This window comes from Candidatus Pelagibacter sp. PS_11 (assembly GCF_059417975.1).
Map to the genome: position 1 here is coordinate 373783 of NZ_CM182075.1, position 13152 is coordinate 386934.

Annotated in this window: 16 protein-coding genes and 1 tRNA gene; 8 read left to right on the forward strand and 9 right to left on the reverse strand. The window is 29.3% G+C overall.

The annotated features are described in order from the left end of the window. Positions 1-25: 25 nt before the first annotated feature. Positions 26-253 (forward strand): hypothetical protein, encoded by a 228-nt coding sequence (locus tag AC5SLT_RS01975; protein ID WP_006996673.1) that lies wholly within the window; start codon positions 26-28, stop codon positions 251-253. Between the two features lie 237 nt (positions 254-490). Here the strand turns inward: AC5SLT_RS01975 and AC5SLT_RS01980 are convergent, their stop codons facing one another. Then, positions 491-1927, reverse strand: a complete 1437-nt coding sequence (locus AC5SLT_RS01980; RefSeq protein ID WP_494592291.1) for an alpha/beta hydrolase family protein — start codon at positions 1925-1927, stop codon at positions 491-493. 141 nt (positions 1928-2068) lie between these two features. On the opposite strand from AC5SLT_RS01980, the gene AC5SLT_RS01985 reads away from it, so the two are divergent. Further along, positions 2069-2145, forward strand: a tRNA-Met gene (locus AC5SLT_RS01985). Between the two features lie 141 nt (positions 2146-2286). Here the strand turns inward: AC5SLT_RS01985 and AC5SLT_RS01990 are convergent. The 6 genes from AC5SLT_RS01990 to rfbB all read right to left on the reverse strand — a co-directional run bounded on the left by AC5SLT_RS01990 (position 2287) and on the right by rfbB (position 7209). Then, positions 2287-3045, reverse strand: a complete 759-nt coding sequence (locus AC5SLT_RS01990; protein ID WP_494592293.1) for a pilin — start codon at positions 3043-3045, stop codon at positions 2287-2289. Between the two features lie 3 nt (positions 3046-3048). Continuing rightward, positions 3049-3915, reverse strand: a complete 867-nt coding sequence (locus tag AC5SLT_RS01995; RefSeq protein ID WP_494592295.1) for a PP2C family protein-serine/threonine phosphatase — start codon at positions 3913-3915, stop codon at positions 3049-3051. Between the two features lie 39 nt (positions 3916-3954). Next, on the reverse strand, positions 3955-4356 hold the full coding sequence (locus tag AC5SLT_RS02000) for a group I truncated hemoglobin (RefSeq protein WP_494592297.1): 402 nt from the start codon (positions 4354-4356) through the stop codon (positions 3955-3957). A gap of 269 nt (positions 4357-4625) precedes the next feature. Beyond that, the gene (locus AC5SLT_RS02005) at positions 4626-5327 is read right to left on the reverse strand and encodes a sugar nucleotide-binding protein (RefSeq protein ID WP_494592299.1); all 702 of its coding nucleotides are present in this window, start codon (positions 5325-5327) and stop codon (positions 4626-4628) included. Then, a complete protein-coding gene (locus tag AC5SLT_RS02010) occupies positions 5327-6193 on the reverse strand; it encodes a sugar nucleotidyltransferase (protein ID WP_494592301.1) in 867 nt (288 codons plus the stop codon). Before AC5SLT_RS02010 ends, AC5SLT_RS02005 begins: the two co-directional genes overlap by 1 nt. Next, positions 6190-7209 (reverse strand): dTDP-glucose 4,6-dehydratase, encoded by a 1020-nt coding sequence (rfbB, locus tag AC5SLT_RS02015; RefSeq protein ID WP_494592302.1) that lies wholly within the window; start codon positions 7207-7209, stop codon positions 6190-6192. The genes AC5SLT_RS02010 and rfbB overlap by 4 nt, the downstream gene beginning before the upstream one ends. Before the next feature lie 55 nt (positions 7210-7264). Here rfbB and AC5SLT_RS02020 point away from each other — a divergent pair, with 55 nt between their 5' ends. After that, the gene (locus AC5SLT_RS02020; RefSeq protein WP_494592304.1) at positions 7265-8188 is read left to right on the forward strand and encodes a glycosyltransferase; all 924 of its coding nucleotides are present in this window, start codon (positions 7265-7267) and stop codon (positions 8186-8188) included. On the opposite strand, the gene AC5SLT_RS02025 is transcribed toward AC5SLT_RS02020, so the two are convergent. Further along, on the reverse strand, positions 8182-8709 hold the full coding sequence (locus tag AC5SLT_RS02025) for an adenine phosphoribosyltransferase (protein ID WP_494592306.1): 528 nt from the start codon (positions 8707-8709) through the stop codon (positions 8182-8184). The two genes, AC5SLT_RS02020 and AC5SLT_RS02025, sit on opposite strands and share 7 nt — an antisense overlap. Before the next feature lie 37 nt (positions 8710-8746). Between AC5SLT_RS02025 and AC5SLT_RS02030 the strand changes: the two genes are divergently transcribed. From AC5SLT_RS02030 to AC5SLT_RS02050, 5 genes are all read left to right on the forward strand, one after another. Then, on the forward strand, positions 8747-9262 hold the full coding sequence (locus AC5SLT_RS02030; protein ID WP_494592308.1) for a 5'-methylthioadenosine/S-adenosylhomocysteine nucleosidase: 516 nt from the start codon (positions 8747-8749) through the stop codon (positions 9260-9262). Positions 9263-9361: 99 nt separating this feature from the next. Beyond that, positions 9362-10402 (forward strand): adenosylmethionine decarboxylase, encoded by a 1041-nt coding sequence (gene speD / locus AC5SLT_RS02035; protein WP_494592309.1) that lies wholly within the window; start codon positions 9362-9364, stop codon positions 10400-10402. An 80-nt stretch (positions 10403-10482) separates the two neighbouring features. After that, the gene (locus AC5SLT_RS02040) at positions 10483-11340 is read left to right on the forward strand and encodes a transporter substrate-binding domain-containing protein (RefSeq protein WP_271486635.1); all 858 of its coding nucleotides are present in this window, start codon (positions 10483-10485) and stop codon (positions 11338-11340) included. Positions 11341-11385: 45 nt separating this feature from the next. Further along, on the forward strand, positions 11386-12078 hold the full coding sequence (locus AC5SLT_RS02045; RefSeq protein ID WP_494578527.1) for an ABC transporter permease: 693 nt from the start codon (positions 11386-11388) through the stop codon (positions 12076-12078). Further along, positions 12078-12752: an ABC transporter permease gene (locus AC5SLT_RS02050; protein ID WP_494592310.1), complete on the forward strand. Its 675-nt coding sequence runs from the start codon at positions 12078-12080 to the stop codon at positions 12750-12752. The genes AC5SLT_RS02045 and AC5SLT_RS02050 overlap by 1 nt, the downstream gene beginning before the upstream one ends. Here AC5SLT_RS02050 and AC5SLT_RS02055 read toward each other — a convergent pair. Continuing rightward, positions 12746-13135, reverse strand: coding sequence for a DUF6165 family protein (locus AC5SLT_RS02055; RefSeq protein ID WP_494592311.1), 390 nt, complete (start codon positions 13133-13135; stop codon positions 12746-12748). The genes AC5SLT_RS02050 and AC5SLT_RS02055 overlap by 7 nt on opposite strands. Between the last annotated feature and the right edge of the window lie 17 nt (positions 13136-13152).

The window sequence follows — 13152 nt, forward strand, 5'->3', positions numbered from 1 at the left end:
AAATAATTGATGGTTAAATAATCTCATGCAAAAAACTTATTTTCACGACAGAAAACATACCAGTGAAAAAAAAGTTCATAAAAAAACTATTCCAGTACAGTATATTGATCAAAAGAGAATTGTAGACATCAATAAATTATTGAACCGAGTAAAAATAGATAAGAAAAACGAAACTAAAAGACAAATCGTTTTTTATAGTTCAGTAATTTTAGCATTAACTCTTTTTTCAACTTTTATAGTGGTTATAAAATAATCATATTGATCAAAAGTTGATTGATCTAAATTAAAAACCTATTATAAATCATCAAGAATTAAGTGGCGGGGTAGCTCAGTCGGTTAGAGCGCAGGACTCATAAGCCTGAGGTCAGTGGTCGTTATCCTTGTTCAGTGTACGTTAATTCACATCTTCATATATCTTGGCACACTCTAGGCACAACCAAGAGAAATAAAATAGTGACAAGGGGAAACAGTAATAATTAAAAGTTTTTCATTATTTTAAAGTGCTAACAAAAAATGGGACTGCTATTTCAACAGTTTCTTTTCCACGATCTCCACCATTTGTGGTTCCTCTTTCTCCACATTTTTTGTACATTTTAGTATATAACTTTCTATATAATTTATTCGAAGCACCTGGTTTTGTAGATGCTTTCTCAAATTTTTTTCTCCATTTTTCTAAATCCATTTTAAAGGCTTCTTTAAAAATATCAGTTTGTTTTTCATGAATAAACCCTTCGTCATTCATAACCCACCCTTGAGGAGCATAAATTTCACATTTATTAAAATGTACACAATTAGAACAGTTGCTAGCAGGTGCATCATTATAAAAGTCATGGTGCCAACCTTCTTTTACAATAACCTCAACATTACCTCCGGCTTTTTTCATTTTTTCCGCATAAGCAACGCAAAACTTTGCTAGTGTATAATCATCAGCACCTCCAAGTAAAAATAATATTTTTGCAGGAGTTGGAGTTGGTTTATCAAATGCTACGTTAAAACAATCTGAAGCCATTGGAAGTGAAGCTTGGTAATAATTTTCTTCTCCAAGAATTACATCTGAAAATTTTTTTTCTACTGCCATATTTGCAGCATTTCCACCTCTTGATAAACCTGTGATACCTAATTTTTTTGCATTAACTCTTGGGTGTTTATCCAGTATTTTATAAGCTACTAAAGCATCTAACTCTCCAGCATTTATAGACACTTTACCCTGGTTAGAAGCTGTTTCTTTTGTTCCTCTGCTTGTAAAATTATCTATTTCAAAAATACCAATATTATTTTTTAATAATTGATTTTTAAAATCGTTACGCCAAGACTGAGTTATATCAGTAAATTCACTAGGTCCTCCACTGCTATGAACGGTTACAACTACGGGTAAATTTTTACCTTCCTTTGGTAAAATTAATTTTCCAGACACTTCAACTGGAGAATTTACATAAGATCCATTGATTATTGTTAAGGGAATACCAGGATTGTAGCTGGTAAATTTTATTATTTCTTCTGTTGCTTCACTTAAATATTTTAAAGGGGCTAAATGTGGAGGACGATCTACTTTAAAAAACTTTCCATTACATTTCCAAGGAGGGGTCCATGAAGTTCTGCCTTTTAAAATTGCTTCTTTATCATTAATAAATTCACCTGAATAATTAATGTTATCCTGATAACCATTTTTAAATGTTACTGACTCTGAAATTTTGATTTTATTTCCTTCAATTTTTCCTTTAAATTTAATATTTTTATTCTGCCATCTATTAAATGGCCCTAATGAAAATTCATTGTTTTCTACATTTACAACAAAAGCAGACTCATACCATTCCCCTTTTCCTTGTTTACAAAAAATGTCCATTTTCCATGAATTGGAATATTCTTCAGCTAATAAATTATTGTTAAACAACAAACCCAGAACTATGATTCCTAAAATCTTTTTCATAATCTCTATACGTTATAATAATCTTGGCACACTAAAAAGCTATATATCCTCGGCACACTATAGGCACATTGAGTATAGAAAACAGGCAAATACTTGATTGCACTAAAAATAAAATCTATTATAAAACAACGATAATTAAGTGGCGGGGTAGCTCAGTCGGTTAGAGCGCAGGACTCATAAGCCTGAGGTCAGTGGTTCGATTCCACTTCCCGCTACCAATTAACAAGCCTTATTTAAGGTTGAACATTTTCAAATATTAATTGCTCCACTCATGCTCCAATGAGAATTGGTCATTGCGTTATCTAGAAGAAGAAATAACAAGTGAGAAGCACGTGTTAGATAACAGATTAATTAAAAATTTAAGAACAAGGTGTTCCACTTGAACCTGAACATTTTCCACCTGCTTCATCTCTGATACTATTTTGATTTACTGCCCAAGAGCCATGGATACTTGAATCCCAACCACAATCAGATTGTGCTTGAGCTTGACTTTCTCTTTGGTCTCCACCTACAAGTATTTGATTATAACAATCATTTACAAATTCTCTCGCATTACGTTGCCAGCCATCACCAGTGGTTGAAACAATTGTATTATCACACTTTCCATCAGGTGTATTCCATCGTCCTCTATCTTCTTTATAAGCAATCAACAACAATCTACATGCATCAGATGAAATAGGACATCCTCCACCGTCACCGAAACTTGCAAAATGTGAATAGCACACTAATTGAATTTGTCCTTTCCTATGTTGTGATTGCGCTAATGTATCAACTGTTACAGACTCCCATTCTAGATTGTATGGGTTTTTAAAATGACTAAAATGTTGTTGGACTGAAAATGCAAAATTATTACAAGTTGTATTTCCATCCATTTTTTCACTAACCATATTTCCATCTTCATCATATTCTGCAATAAAACTATCAAGACCATTGTTTGCAGCAGCTAATTCTAACTCAATTACTTTTGAAATTGTTTTCCAATTTGCAACAAGCACCCTGTTCTTTGCCATTTTAGTGTAACCTTGAAAACTAACAATACCTACACTTGCAAGAATACCAATGATGGCAACTACCACTAATAATTCAATTAAGGTAAAACCATTTTTAATTTTTTTCATTGATTAAATATTTTTCCCATTAATAGCTAAAATTGTAAGATCATCCTTAATTATACTTTGTTCTTCATTTGACATATTTTGCAATGCACCAAACGCGGAAATTTCTATAAAAATATTTTCCAATTGTGTTGCAATATCGTGATCTTTATTCTTATTTAACAAATCTATTATACCCTCAGCTTCAATTTCATTTCCTTCAAAATCTTTACTTTCGCTTAAGCCATCGCTGTATATATAAAAAATTTTATCCTTCAATGAAATTTTATTTAAAACACTATTTAAATCAAGATTAATAGGCTGAACTCCAAGCGGCGGAATTTTGCTAGAAACATGTTCAGTAATTTTTTTATTCTCTGAAATTATACTTTCTGAATGGCCAGCATTAATAAATTCAAGATTTTTAGATTTTTTATCGTATACAGCAAATATTCCTGTTAAAAATTTTCCTGAACGTAAATTATATAAATTATCATTTATTAATGACACAATTTCAATAAGACTCTTTTTTTCCTCAACAAGGATTTCAAACAATGAGGTAACTCTTGCCATAATGAGTCCTGCATCCACTCCTTTGCCAGAAACATCGCCAAGAGTAAAAAAGATTTTATCTTCTAAATTTTTGAAATTATAAAAATCACCAGAAACATCCAAAGAAGGTACATTTTTTGCTAAAAGAATATTTTCCTCATTATTCTTTGGAAACATTAGTTTTTGTACTCTTGTTCCTTTTTTAAGTTCTTTTTCTGCTGAACTTTTTCTATTTAAAAATTTTAGATTTGTTTTTTCAATTCTTTCCCATGCTTCCTTAGGTGTGAGCCCTTGTTCTTTTGCTAATGCTATTAAGTCTTCCCAATTATTTATTTTTATCATTAAATAAATATTACCAAAATTTATTAATTATGAATTCTGTTATTTTGATACAATATGTTCTGAAAGTGGAGCGACAACACCAATGATGGTGTCAACATCTTGGCTTTCAACATTTAGTTCTTCCAAGGTTTGTTTTAGATGTCCAGCAACTCCATTAAAGTCTTCTTGAGATATTTTCATGCCTTGATGAGCAGTTTTCATATCAAGACCAGTATATTCTTTTGGCCCACCTAAAGCTTGGGAAATGAAATTAGTTTGGTGTGAAATCAAAACTTTCATATCAGAATTTGTAAAAAATTTTTTTAAATTTTCATCAGCCATAAGCTTTTGATAAAAATTAATAACAATTTGACCAACTGTTTTTTTTCCGCCATATTTTTCAAATAGTGTTTGAGTCATAATTTTAAAAAATATACTTATATTTAATGTAATCAAAGTCATATTATGTTTATTTTGGGTTTTATTTGAAAGCTTTTAATAATTTTGATAAGTTAAAGCTGTTAGTGATTGGAACTAACTTTTTTTGCTCCACTCATGCTCCAATGCTCCAATAGAAGTTGACTAGAGTCTAAGTTTATGTAAATCTGAGTTTAGAAAGAAAAGAGCAGAGACAAAGGAGTTTTGAAGATGTTCTTACAGGATGCGTTGGCTCCAAGGGTCATGGCGCAGGACTCATAAGCCTGAGGTCAGTGGTTCGATTCCACTTCCCGCTACCATTTCATAATTTTATTTAATTTTGCAACATTCATGGAAACTTTTTTTGGAAATAATTTTTTACCAGATTTTTTTTTGACACTTTTGTTATTTTTTTTTGCAAATGAATAAATTGATTGAATTTTTCCACCAACATTAATTATTCCAGTTTTATCTAAAATTTTAGGTATAATTTTTACAACTTCTTCATGAAATATAAAGTTTGCCTCAATATCATGAAAAGCATATTTGTGTAAAAAAGGTTTTTCACACATTGTAATTCTTAATATTAAAGAATTTTTGTACATAGTAACCGCACACTCACCTCCAAGCTTTGACCATGCGTAATTGTTAACAGGTAATACAGGATCAATTTCATTATAATTACCAATTTTTCCCTCATAAACATAGCCAGTTGAAAAATAAATAAGTTTAATTTTTAGTTCAGAGCAGACTTTTACCATATTGGCTGTACCTATTATGTTTAAATCAATACTTTTAGATATTTGTTTGTCATGAATATTCATTGGTCTCGATAAAGCTGCTGCATGAATCAAATATTTAGGCTTATTTTTTTTTAAATATCTATTTATAGAATTTATACTTAAAATATTTAATTCTTTTTTACTTGGATAAAGGATATCTAATTTTTTATTATCTCTCTTTAAAACTTGGGCAAATCTTCCCTCACCACCCGTGATAACTATTTTTTTTTGCATTAAATTAAATTTTTAAGATATTTTGAATAATTACAGTTACCATAAAACTTAATTGATTTATCAATTTCTTTTTTCCCTATCCATTTATTGTTTAATGCAATTTCTTCTATACAAGCAATTTTAAATCCTTGTCTATTTTCAATTGCCTGCACAAAAGCGATTGTTTTATAATAATCATCAATTGAACCTGTATCTAACCAGGCACCACCTCTTCCAATAAAATCAGCCGATAACTTATTATCTTTTTTATATCTTAACAAAAGATCAATAATTTCTACTTCACCTCTTTTAGATGGTCTTAGTTTTTTTGAATACTGTACAACTTTATTATCAAAAAAATATAAACCGGTTATGGCGTTTTTAGATATAAATTTTTTTGGCTTTTCTTTTAATTGTATAATTTTGTTATTTCTATCTACTTTTGCAACACCAAATAACTCGGGAGTTTGAACACTATGCAATAAAACCTTAGCGCCATTTTTAATTTTTGCACAGTCTAGTAATTTTGAAGTTAGGTTCTGACCATAGAAAAAATTATCTCCTAAAATCATTGCAACGTTATCTTTACCAATAAATTTCTCACCCAAAACAAAAGCATCAGGTAATCCTCTGGGTTTGTCTTGCTCTATATAAGTAATTTTAATTCCTAGATTGTTGCCATTAGGAATTAGTTTTTTATATTGATTTAACTGTCCTTTATTTACAATAATTAAAATGTCTTTAATTTTTGCAAGCATTAATATTGAGAGTGGATAAAAGATAAGAGGTTTGTCGTAAATTGGTAAAAGTTGTTTATTAACAGCTTTTGTAAGAGGACTCATTCTTGTTCCCATTCCTCCAGCTAAAATTATCCCTTTTTTAATCATTTTGTACCCAATCTTTTAATAATATCTTTTTTAGATATAGATTTATAGTAATTATTATTATGAAGGTACCATAAAAATGTTTTCTCTAAACCTTTCTCAAAACTAACTTTTGTTTTCCATCTCAAGGTTATTAATATTTTTTTACTATCAAGTGCATATCTTACATCGTGACCAGGTCGATCCTTAACAAATTTAATCTTAACATTTGAACCAATTAAGTGATTTTTTTTAGCAATTTTTATTAAAGCTTTACAAATCTCAAGATTGTTCAAATTTTTATTTGAACCTATATTATAAAATTCACCAGTTTTACCTTTTTGAAAAACTTTTATTAATGCTTCACAATGATCTTGAACATATATCCATTCTCTTGAATTTTTACCATTACCGTAAATGGGTAAACTTTTATTATTTAAGATATTGTAAATTAATTTTGGAATAAGTTTTTCAGGGTGTTGTTTTGGACCATAGTTATTTGAACAATTTGTGACTATAGCAGGAATACCATAGGTTCTAACATATGAACTTACAAGATGATCTGAAGCTGCTTTGCTAGCGGCATAAGGTGAACTAGGTTTGTAAGGAAAGTTTTCATGAGATCGTCCCTTTAATATATCTCCATAAACCTCATCAGTAGAAATATGAATTAATTTACTTTTTTTATTTAATTTCAAATATTCTCTAAATATTTCAAGTAGATTAAAAACACCAATAATATTGCTGTCAATAAAACTTTTAGGACCATCTATTGATCTATCAACATGAGTTTCTGCTGCTAAATTAAAAATACCAATTGGCTTATGTTTAAAAATAATTTTATTAAGTTTATTTTTGTTATTAAGATCACATTTTATAAATTTGTAATTCTTATTTTTTTGGTACTCTTTTGTATTGTAAAAATTAGATGAGTAACTAACCTTATCTATATTTATAACCTTATATTTTTTATGGATTAATAACTCAATTAGATTACTACCTATAAACCCAAGCCCTCCAGTTACTATAATATTTTTCATCATAAAATTTCTACATTAATAATAAAAAAAGTATATATTTTAGTTTTTGAATATAATGAATAATTTAGCAAAACTCACTATTGTAATAGTTACATACAAAACAGACAGTACCATTTTAAAAAATTGTCTAAATTCAATAGATAAAAATGTCGAAATTAAAATTATTGAAAATTCTTTTAAGAAAGAAAATCAATTTTTTTCTATCGATAAAAAAAATAATTTATCAATTCATTTTACAGGAAAAAACCTTGGTTACGGAGCCGGAAACAATTATGGTTTTAACCTAGTAAACACCGATTATGTAATAGTGGCCAATCCAGATATAGTTTTTCATAAAACATTTTTTGATAATGTTAAAAAATATCTAGATTCAAGTTTTAATTTTACAATTATTGGGAGCACATACAATCAAGATAAATCTTTCTCATCTTCAGGTGTATTTAAAGAAAATGAGAAAAAGCAGTATAGTAATGACATTGAGTCATCTACAAAAAAAATATTTGAAACGTTAACTAAAGTTGACTGGGTTACAGGATGCATGATGTTAATTAACTTAAAAAAATTTAACTCAAGGAAAATTTTTGATGAGTCATTTTTTTTATATTTTGAGGAATTTGATTTGTGTAAAAATCTTGAGTTAAAAAATGAAAATGTTTTTAGAGCAAAAGATTTACTTATTGATCATCTTGGTTACAAAGGATCTTTTGGATCTGATCCCAAAAATCAATTAGAATCTGAAAAATTAAGAGAGTGGCATTGGATGTGGTCAACTTTTTATTTTTATAAAAAAAATTATGGATATTTATTTGCAATTAAAAAAACTAGTGGAAAATTACTTAGATCATTCTTTAAAGTTGTTTTTTATACAATTACCTTTAATAAAAAAATGAAAAGTAAATATATTAGCCGACTTAATGGTTTGTTAAATTCAATTATTGGAAAAAATTCATCCTACAGAGTTGATAAAAAATATCAATGACCTGGAAAATCCATTAAGTTTTCAACCTTATAACCTTTTTTAACTAAATTATCAGATCCGCCAAGATCAAAAAGATTGATTGCAAAAATAAAAGCGGCAATTTTACCTCCTGAAATTTCTACAAGCTTAGCAGCAGCTTCAGCTGTACCACCTGTTGCAATTAGATCATCAATAATTAAAATAGAGTCATTTTTGTCAATCGAATCTATATGCACCTCAATAGTGGCCTTTCCGTATTCTAACTCAAAATCAATAGAATGAGTTTTAGCAGGTAATTTATTTTTTTTACGAAGTAATATAAATGGCTTTTTTAACAAATAAGAAACGGCTGATGCAAAAACAAAACCCCTTGATTCAATTGCTGCAATTTTATCAATTTTATATTTACTAGATCTTTCAACTATTTGATTAATACATTCTTCAAATGCATCTGCATCCTTAATCAGAGTTGTTATATCTCTAAATAGAATTCCTTTTTTTGGATAATCTGGAATAGACCTAATATAATCTTTTAAATTCATGATATTAATATATTTATATCTTTAGTAAAAAAAATCTATGGACAAATTATTCCTAGCAGCAATTAAAGAAGAAACTATTGGGTTGGACTATTTTAATCATGTTGGTGTTGGAAAAGTTAATGCAACCTACAACACATTAAAGTTAATTAATATTCACAAACCAAAACTAATTATTAATTATGGTACAGTTGGTGCAATTAATACAGATTTAAAAGGAATAGTTGAGTGTACTAAATTCTATCAAAGAGATATGGATGTTAGAGGGTTAGACTTTGAATTGGGAGAGACGCCTTTTGATAAAATTAAAGAAATTATAACATCAAAAGATGGTTATTCTTGTGGAACGGGAGACAGCTTTGTTAATAAAAAGATTGATATGGAAGTTGATGTAGTCGATATGGAGGCCTACGCTATTGCAAAAGTTTGTAGGTTGGAAAATATTGAGTTTAAATGTTTTAAATATATATCGGATAATGCGGATGAAAATGCTGATAATGATTGGAACAAAAATCTAGCAAAAGGGGCCAGTGCATTTGCTAATTTAATTAAGTAAAATATCAAAAAATTGATTAATTGTTGAAAATTATCAATACACCTATATAAAACCGGGCAACTTAATATTAATAAAAAATTATAAGAGGGAATAATTTTTATGACTAAAGTAGGTGAGCACATAACTTTAGACATCATAGGTACTACTCAAGAGTATGACCCTTCAGTTTACGAGAACGTAATTCGTAAAATTGCAAAAGCTGCAGAAGTTACAATTCTTGAAATTTCAAAGTATAAATTTGAACCTCAAGGTTTTACTATCCTTGCCTTATTAGCGGAAAGTCATATCAGTTTTCATACGTTTCCAGAAAAAGGAATTATTAGTTTTGATTTTTTCACATGCGGGAAGGTAAGTCCTTCTATTGCTCTCGATATTGTTAAAAAACAATTTAAACATAATAGAATTGTCACAAAAGCTTTTGATAGAGATACTAAGTCTTTATATCATGACATTTACAGTTCGCCTGGATTACAAAAGTCATATGTTGTAAATGAAGTTTTAGAAGATTTTAAATCTAAAGTGGGTCAACATATTGAAATATTAGATTTAGAACAATTTGGTAAATCATTATTCATTGATAACGAAATTCAAGTCGCAACAAATGATGAGGTTTTATATAGCTCAACATTTGTAAACGCTGCTTTAAAATTAAATAAAGATATGGGAACAGCAGCTATTATCGGCGGTGGAGATGGAGGAGTTGCAAGAGAGTGTACCTCTAAAGGTTTTGATTTTATAGACTGGTATGAACTTGATCCAGAAGTAGTTGAAGTTTGTAACAAACACCTTGGAAGCATTGGCAACAAATCAACTGAGAAAAATTCAGTTAAATGTATTTGGGGGGATGCTTTTGAAAGTATAAAATCTGTTGAAGATGATAAATATGATAAAATTTTTGTTGATCTTAACGATGATCAGTTTTGTATTGATCTTGCTGCCAAAAATATGGACTCATTAATTAGAATATTAAAACCTAATGGAGTAATTACTGCTCAAGTAGGTAGTCAAGATAAGAAACCAGAGCAAGTTGAGAAATGGCTAGATGTTTTCAATAAGAATTTTGGAAATACAACTTTGGATAGGGTTTATATCCCAAGTTTTGACTGTTCTTGGAACTTTTCATCATCAATTAATCACTAAAAATTTCTTTTTAAATTAGCAAATTTGTGAAATAAATATCCCTAAGGGGGATTTCTTCCCCTAAAATTTATGGAGGAAAAATGAATATATTTAAGAAAACAATTTTAACTGTTCTTGCTTCTTTATTATTAATCGGAAATGTTTACGCTGATAAAATAAAGATTGGAACAGAAGGTGCTTACCCACCATGGAACTCTAAGGATGCTTCAGGAAAATTAATTGGATTTGAAGTTGAGTTAGCTTATTCACTTTGTAGATACATTGGAAGACAATGTGAAGTTGTTGAGCAAGATTGGGATGGAATGATACCAGCTCTTCAAATGAGAAAATTTGATGCAATTATGGCTGGAATGTCAATTACTGATGAAAGAAAAAAAGTAATTACTTTCTCTCAAGGTTATGCTGACGAAGTTGCTTCACTTGCTGTTATGAAAGGTTCAGATTTAGAGGGAATGGAAACTCCTGAAGGAGTGAATCTAACATTGGGTGGTTCAAGTGTTAATAAAGCACTTAAAACTATAACTGGAGCTTTATCTGGTAAAACTGTTTGTACTCAAACAGGAACTATTCACCAAAACTTTTTAGAGTCTGGTGATGTAGGTAAAGTAAATGTTAGAACTTACAAAACTCAAGATGAAGTTAATCTAGACTTAGAAGCAGGAAGATGTGATGTTGCTTTAGCGGCAGCAGTAGCATTTACTGATTATGCTGAAAAATCTGGAAAACCAGTTGTTCTTGTTGGACCAACTTTTTCAGGTGGTGCATTTGGAAATGGTGTTGGAGTTGGCTTAAGACAAGCTTCTCAATTAGGTGGAACACTAGGAGAGAGAGACGCTGAGCTTTTAAAAGCTTTTAACAAAGCCATTGATCAAGCAAGAAAAGATGGAGTTATTTCTAGACTTGCAATCAAGTATTTTGGCTTTGACGCTTCTATGTAAATAATATTTTGAAAAGGCGACTATTTAATTAGTCGCCCTTTCGATATGGATCTTTTATCATTCGGAAAAACAGGCTGGGGAGACGAGTTGTTTTATGCAACTCTAATGACAATTGCTGTAGCAGTTACTGCAATGTTAATTGGTTTTTTATTTTCATTAATCTTTACGCCGTTAAAATTATCAAATAATAAATTTTTAAATTTTATTGGAAATACTTACACGACAGTTATCAGAGGGGTTCCAGAATTATTGGTAATCTATCTTTTCTTTTTTGGGGGAAGTGGAGCGATAATGTATGTTGCTTCAATTTTTGGATACTTTGAATATATAGAAATTAATGCATTTGTTACAGGTTCAGTTGCAATCGGCATTATATCTGGGGCCTATTCAACAGAAGTGTTTAGAGGAGCGATACAATCAATAGATAAAGGCCAATTTGAAGCCGCCAAAGTTTTAGGGGTTAGTAAATTTGTACAATTTTATAAAATAATTCTACCTCAAATGTTAAGGCTTGCTATTCCAAACTTAAGTAATGTTTGGCAAATCACTTTAAAAGATACATCACTAATATCAGTTACTGGTTTAGTTGAGATTATGAGACAATCTTATATTGCAGCAGGATCTACTAGAGATCCTTTATTCTTTTATTGTTTTGCTGCAGTTTTATATTTAATGCTAACATTTTTAAGTATGAAGTTAATTAACAGACTTGAAGTCAAATATAGTAGGGGCTTTTAATGGATTTTGATTTAATGATCACAAGTTTACCAAAGTTACTTAGTGCTGCAGTTATAACTTTAAAATTGTTATCAGCATCATTAATCATTGGTTTATTTATTGGATTTTTATTTGCAGTTTTAAGATTAAATAAAAACCCATTTATTAATAAATTTGCTTATGGATATTCTTACTTATTTAGAGGAACTCCATTACTGGTTCAGATATTTATAATTTATTATGGTCTTGGGCAAATTGAGTGGTTAAGATCTACTTTTCTTTGGGTAATATTAAAAGAGCCTTATTGGTGCGCAATTATTGCATTTGCTTTAAATACGGGAGCTTATACTTCAGAAATTTTAAGATCAGCCTTTCAAACTATAAAACCTGGAATTATTGAAGCAGGTAAAAGTCTAGGGATATCAAGTAAAATTATTTTATATAAAATTAAAATTCCAGTAGCGATTAGACAATCCCTACCAGCTTATGGTAATGAAATTATATTAATGATGAAGGGCACATCCCTTGCAAGCACTGTAACCTTAATGGATATCACAGGTGTTGCAAAACATATTGTATCAACAACTTATAAACCCTTAGAGGTGTTTCTTTTAGCAGGTGCAATTTATTTATTTATGACTTTTATCATTCACAACTTGATAAAATATTTAGAAAAAAAATATAGTTTTCAATAAGAAGTATATTCTTTAATTTCCTTAATCTTAGAGCCTGTATGAGTATTCATCTCTAGTTTTATTTTAGCACGATCATCATTTAAAAAATGAACGTCTCTTGATAGTTTTACAAAGTTTTCAGTAAAATCAGAATTTTTTTCACACAATCTTTTATCATCTTCGATTACCCATAACTTTGCATTAATATCTTTCAATGATTGGAAAAGAGTATTTAGTTTTTCATCAGATTTAACATTATTATCTAATTGATCTTTTAAAATACTGTGCTCATCATTAATAAATTTTAGTTTTTCAGGATCTTTAATTTTTTCTTGTTTAATCTCTAAAATAGAAATTTTATCTAAAAGCTCACCCACAGATACTTCAACTAGAATTTTATTCATAAAAATTTATACTATGT

What these genes read in the sequence shown, in the direction of transcription:
- AC5SLT_RS01975 (WP_006996673.1), top strand. Translation starts at nt 26, where the DNA reads ATGCAAAAAACTTATTTTCACGACAGAAAACATACCAGTGAAAAAAAA.
- AC5SLT_RS01980 (WP_494592291.1), bottom strand. Translation starts at nt 1,927, where the DNA reads ATGAAAAAGATTTTAGGAATCATAGTTCTGGGTTTGTTGTTTAACAAT.
- AC5SLT_RS01990 (WP_494592293.1), bottom strand. Translation starts at nt 3,045, where the DNA reads ATGAAAAAAATTAAAAATGGTTTTACCTTAATTGAATTATTAGTGGTA.
- AC5SLT_RS01995 (WP_494592295.1), bottom strand. Translation starts at nt 3,915, where the DNA reads ATGATAAAAATAAATAATTGGGAAGACTTAATAGCATTAGCAAAAGAA.
- AC5SLT_RS02000 (WP_494592297.1), bottom strand. Translation starts at nt 4,356, where the DNA reads ATGACTTTGATTACATTAAATATAAGTATATTTTTTAAAATTATGACT.
- AC5SLT_RS02005 (WP_494592299.1), bottom strand. Translation starts at nt 5,327, where the DNA reads ATGCAAAAAAAAATAGTTATCACGGGTGGTGAGGGAAGATTTGCCCAA.
- AC5SLT_RS02010 (WP_494592301.1), bottom strand. Translation starts at nt 6,193, where the DNA reads ATGATTAAAAAAGGGATAATTTTAGCTGGAGGAATGGGAACAAGAATG.
- rfbB (WP_494592302.1), bottom strand. Translation starts at nt 7,209, where the DNA reads ATGAAAAATATTATAGTAACTGGAGGGCTTGGGTTTATAGGTAGTAAT.
- AC5SLT_RS02020 (WP_494592304.1), top strand. Translation starts at nt 7,265, where the DNA reads ATGAATAATTTAGCAAAACTCACTATTGTAATAGTTACATACAAAACA.
- AC5SLT_RS02025 (WP_494592306.1), bottom strand. Translation starts at nt 8,709, where the DNA reads ATGAATTTAAAAGATTATATTAGGTCTATTCCAGATTATCCAAAAAAA.
- AC5SLT_RS02030 (WP_494592308.1), top strand. Translation starts at nt 8,747, where the DNA reads ATGGACAAATTATTCCTAGCAGCAATTAAAGAAGAAACTATTGGGTTG.
- speD (WP_494592309.1), top strand. Translation starts at nt 9,362, where the DNA reads ATGACTAAAGTAGGTGAGCACATAACTTTAGACATCATAGGTACTACT.
- AC5SLT_RS02040 (WP_271486635.1), top strand. Translation starts at nt 10,483, where the DNA reads ATGAATATATTTAAGAAAACAATTTTAACTGTTCTTGCTTCTTTATTA.
- AC5SLT_RS02045 (WP_494578527.1), top strand. Translation starts at nt 11,386, where the DNA reads ATGGATCTTTTATCATTCGGAAAAACAGGCTGGGGAGACGAGTTGTTT.
- AC5SLT_RS02050 (WP_494592310.1), top strand. Translation starts at nt 12,078, where the DNA reads ATGGATTTTGATTTAATGATCACAAGTTTACCAAAGTTACTTAGTGCT.
- AC5SLT_RS02055 (WP_494592311.1), bottom strand. Translation starts at nt 13,135, where the DNA reads ATGAATAAAATTCTAGTTGAAGTATCTGTGGGTGAGCTTTTAGATAAA.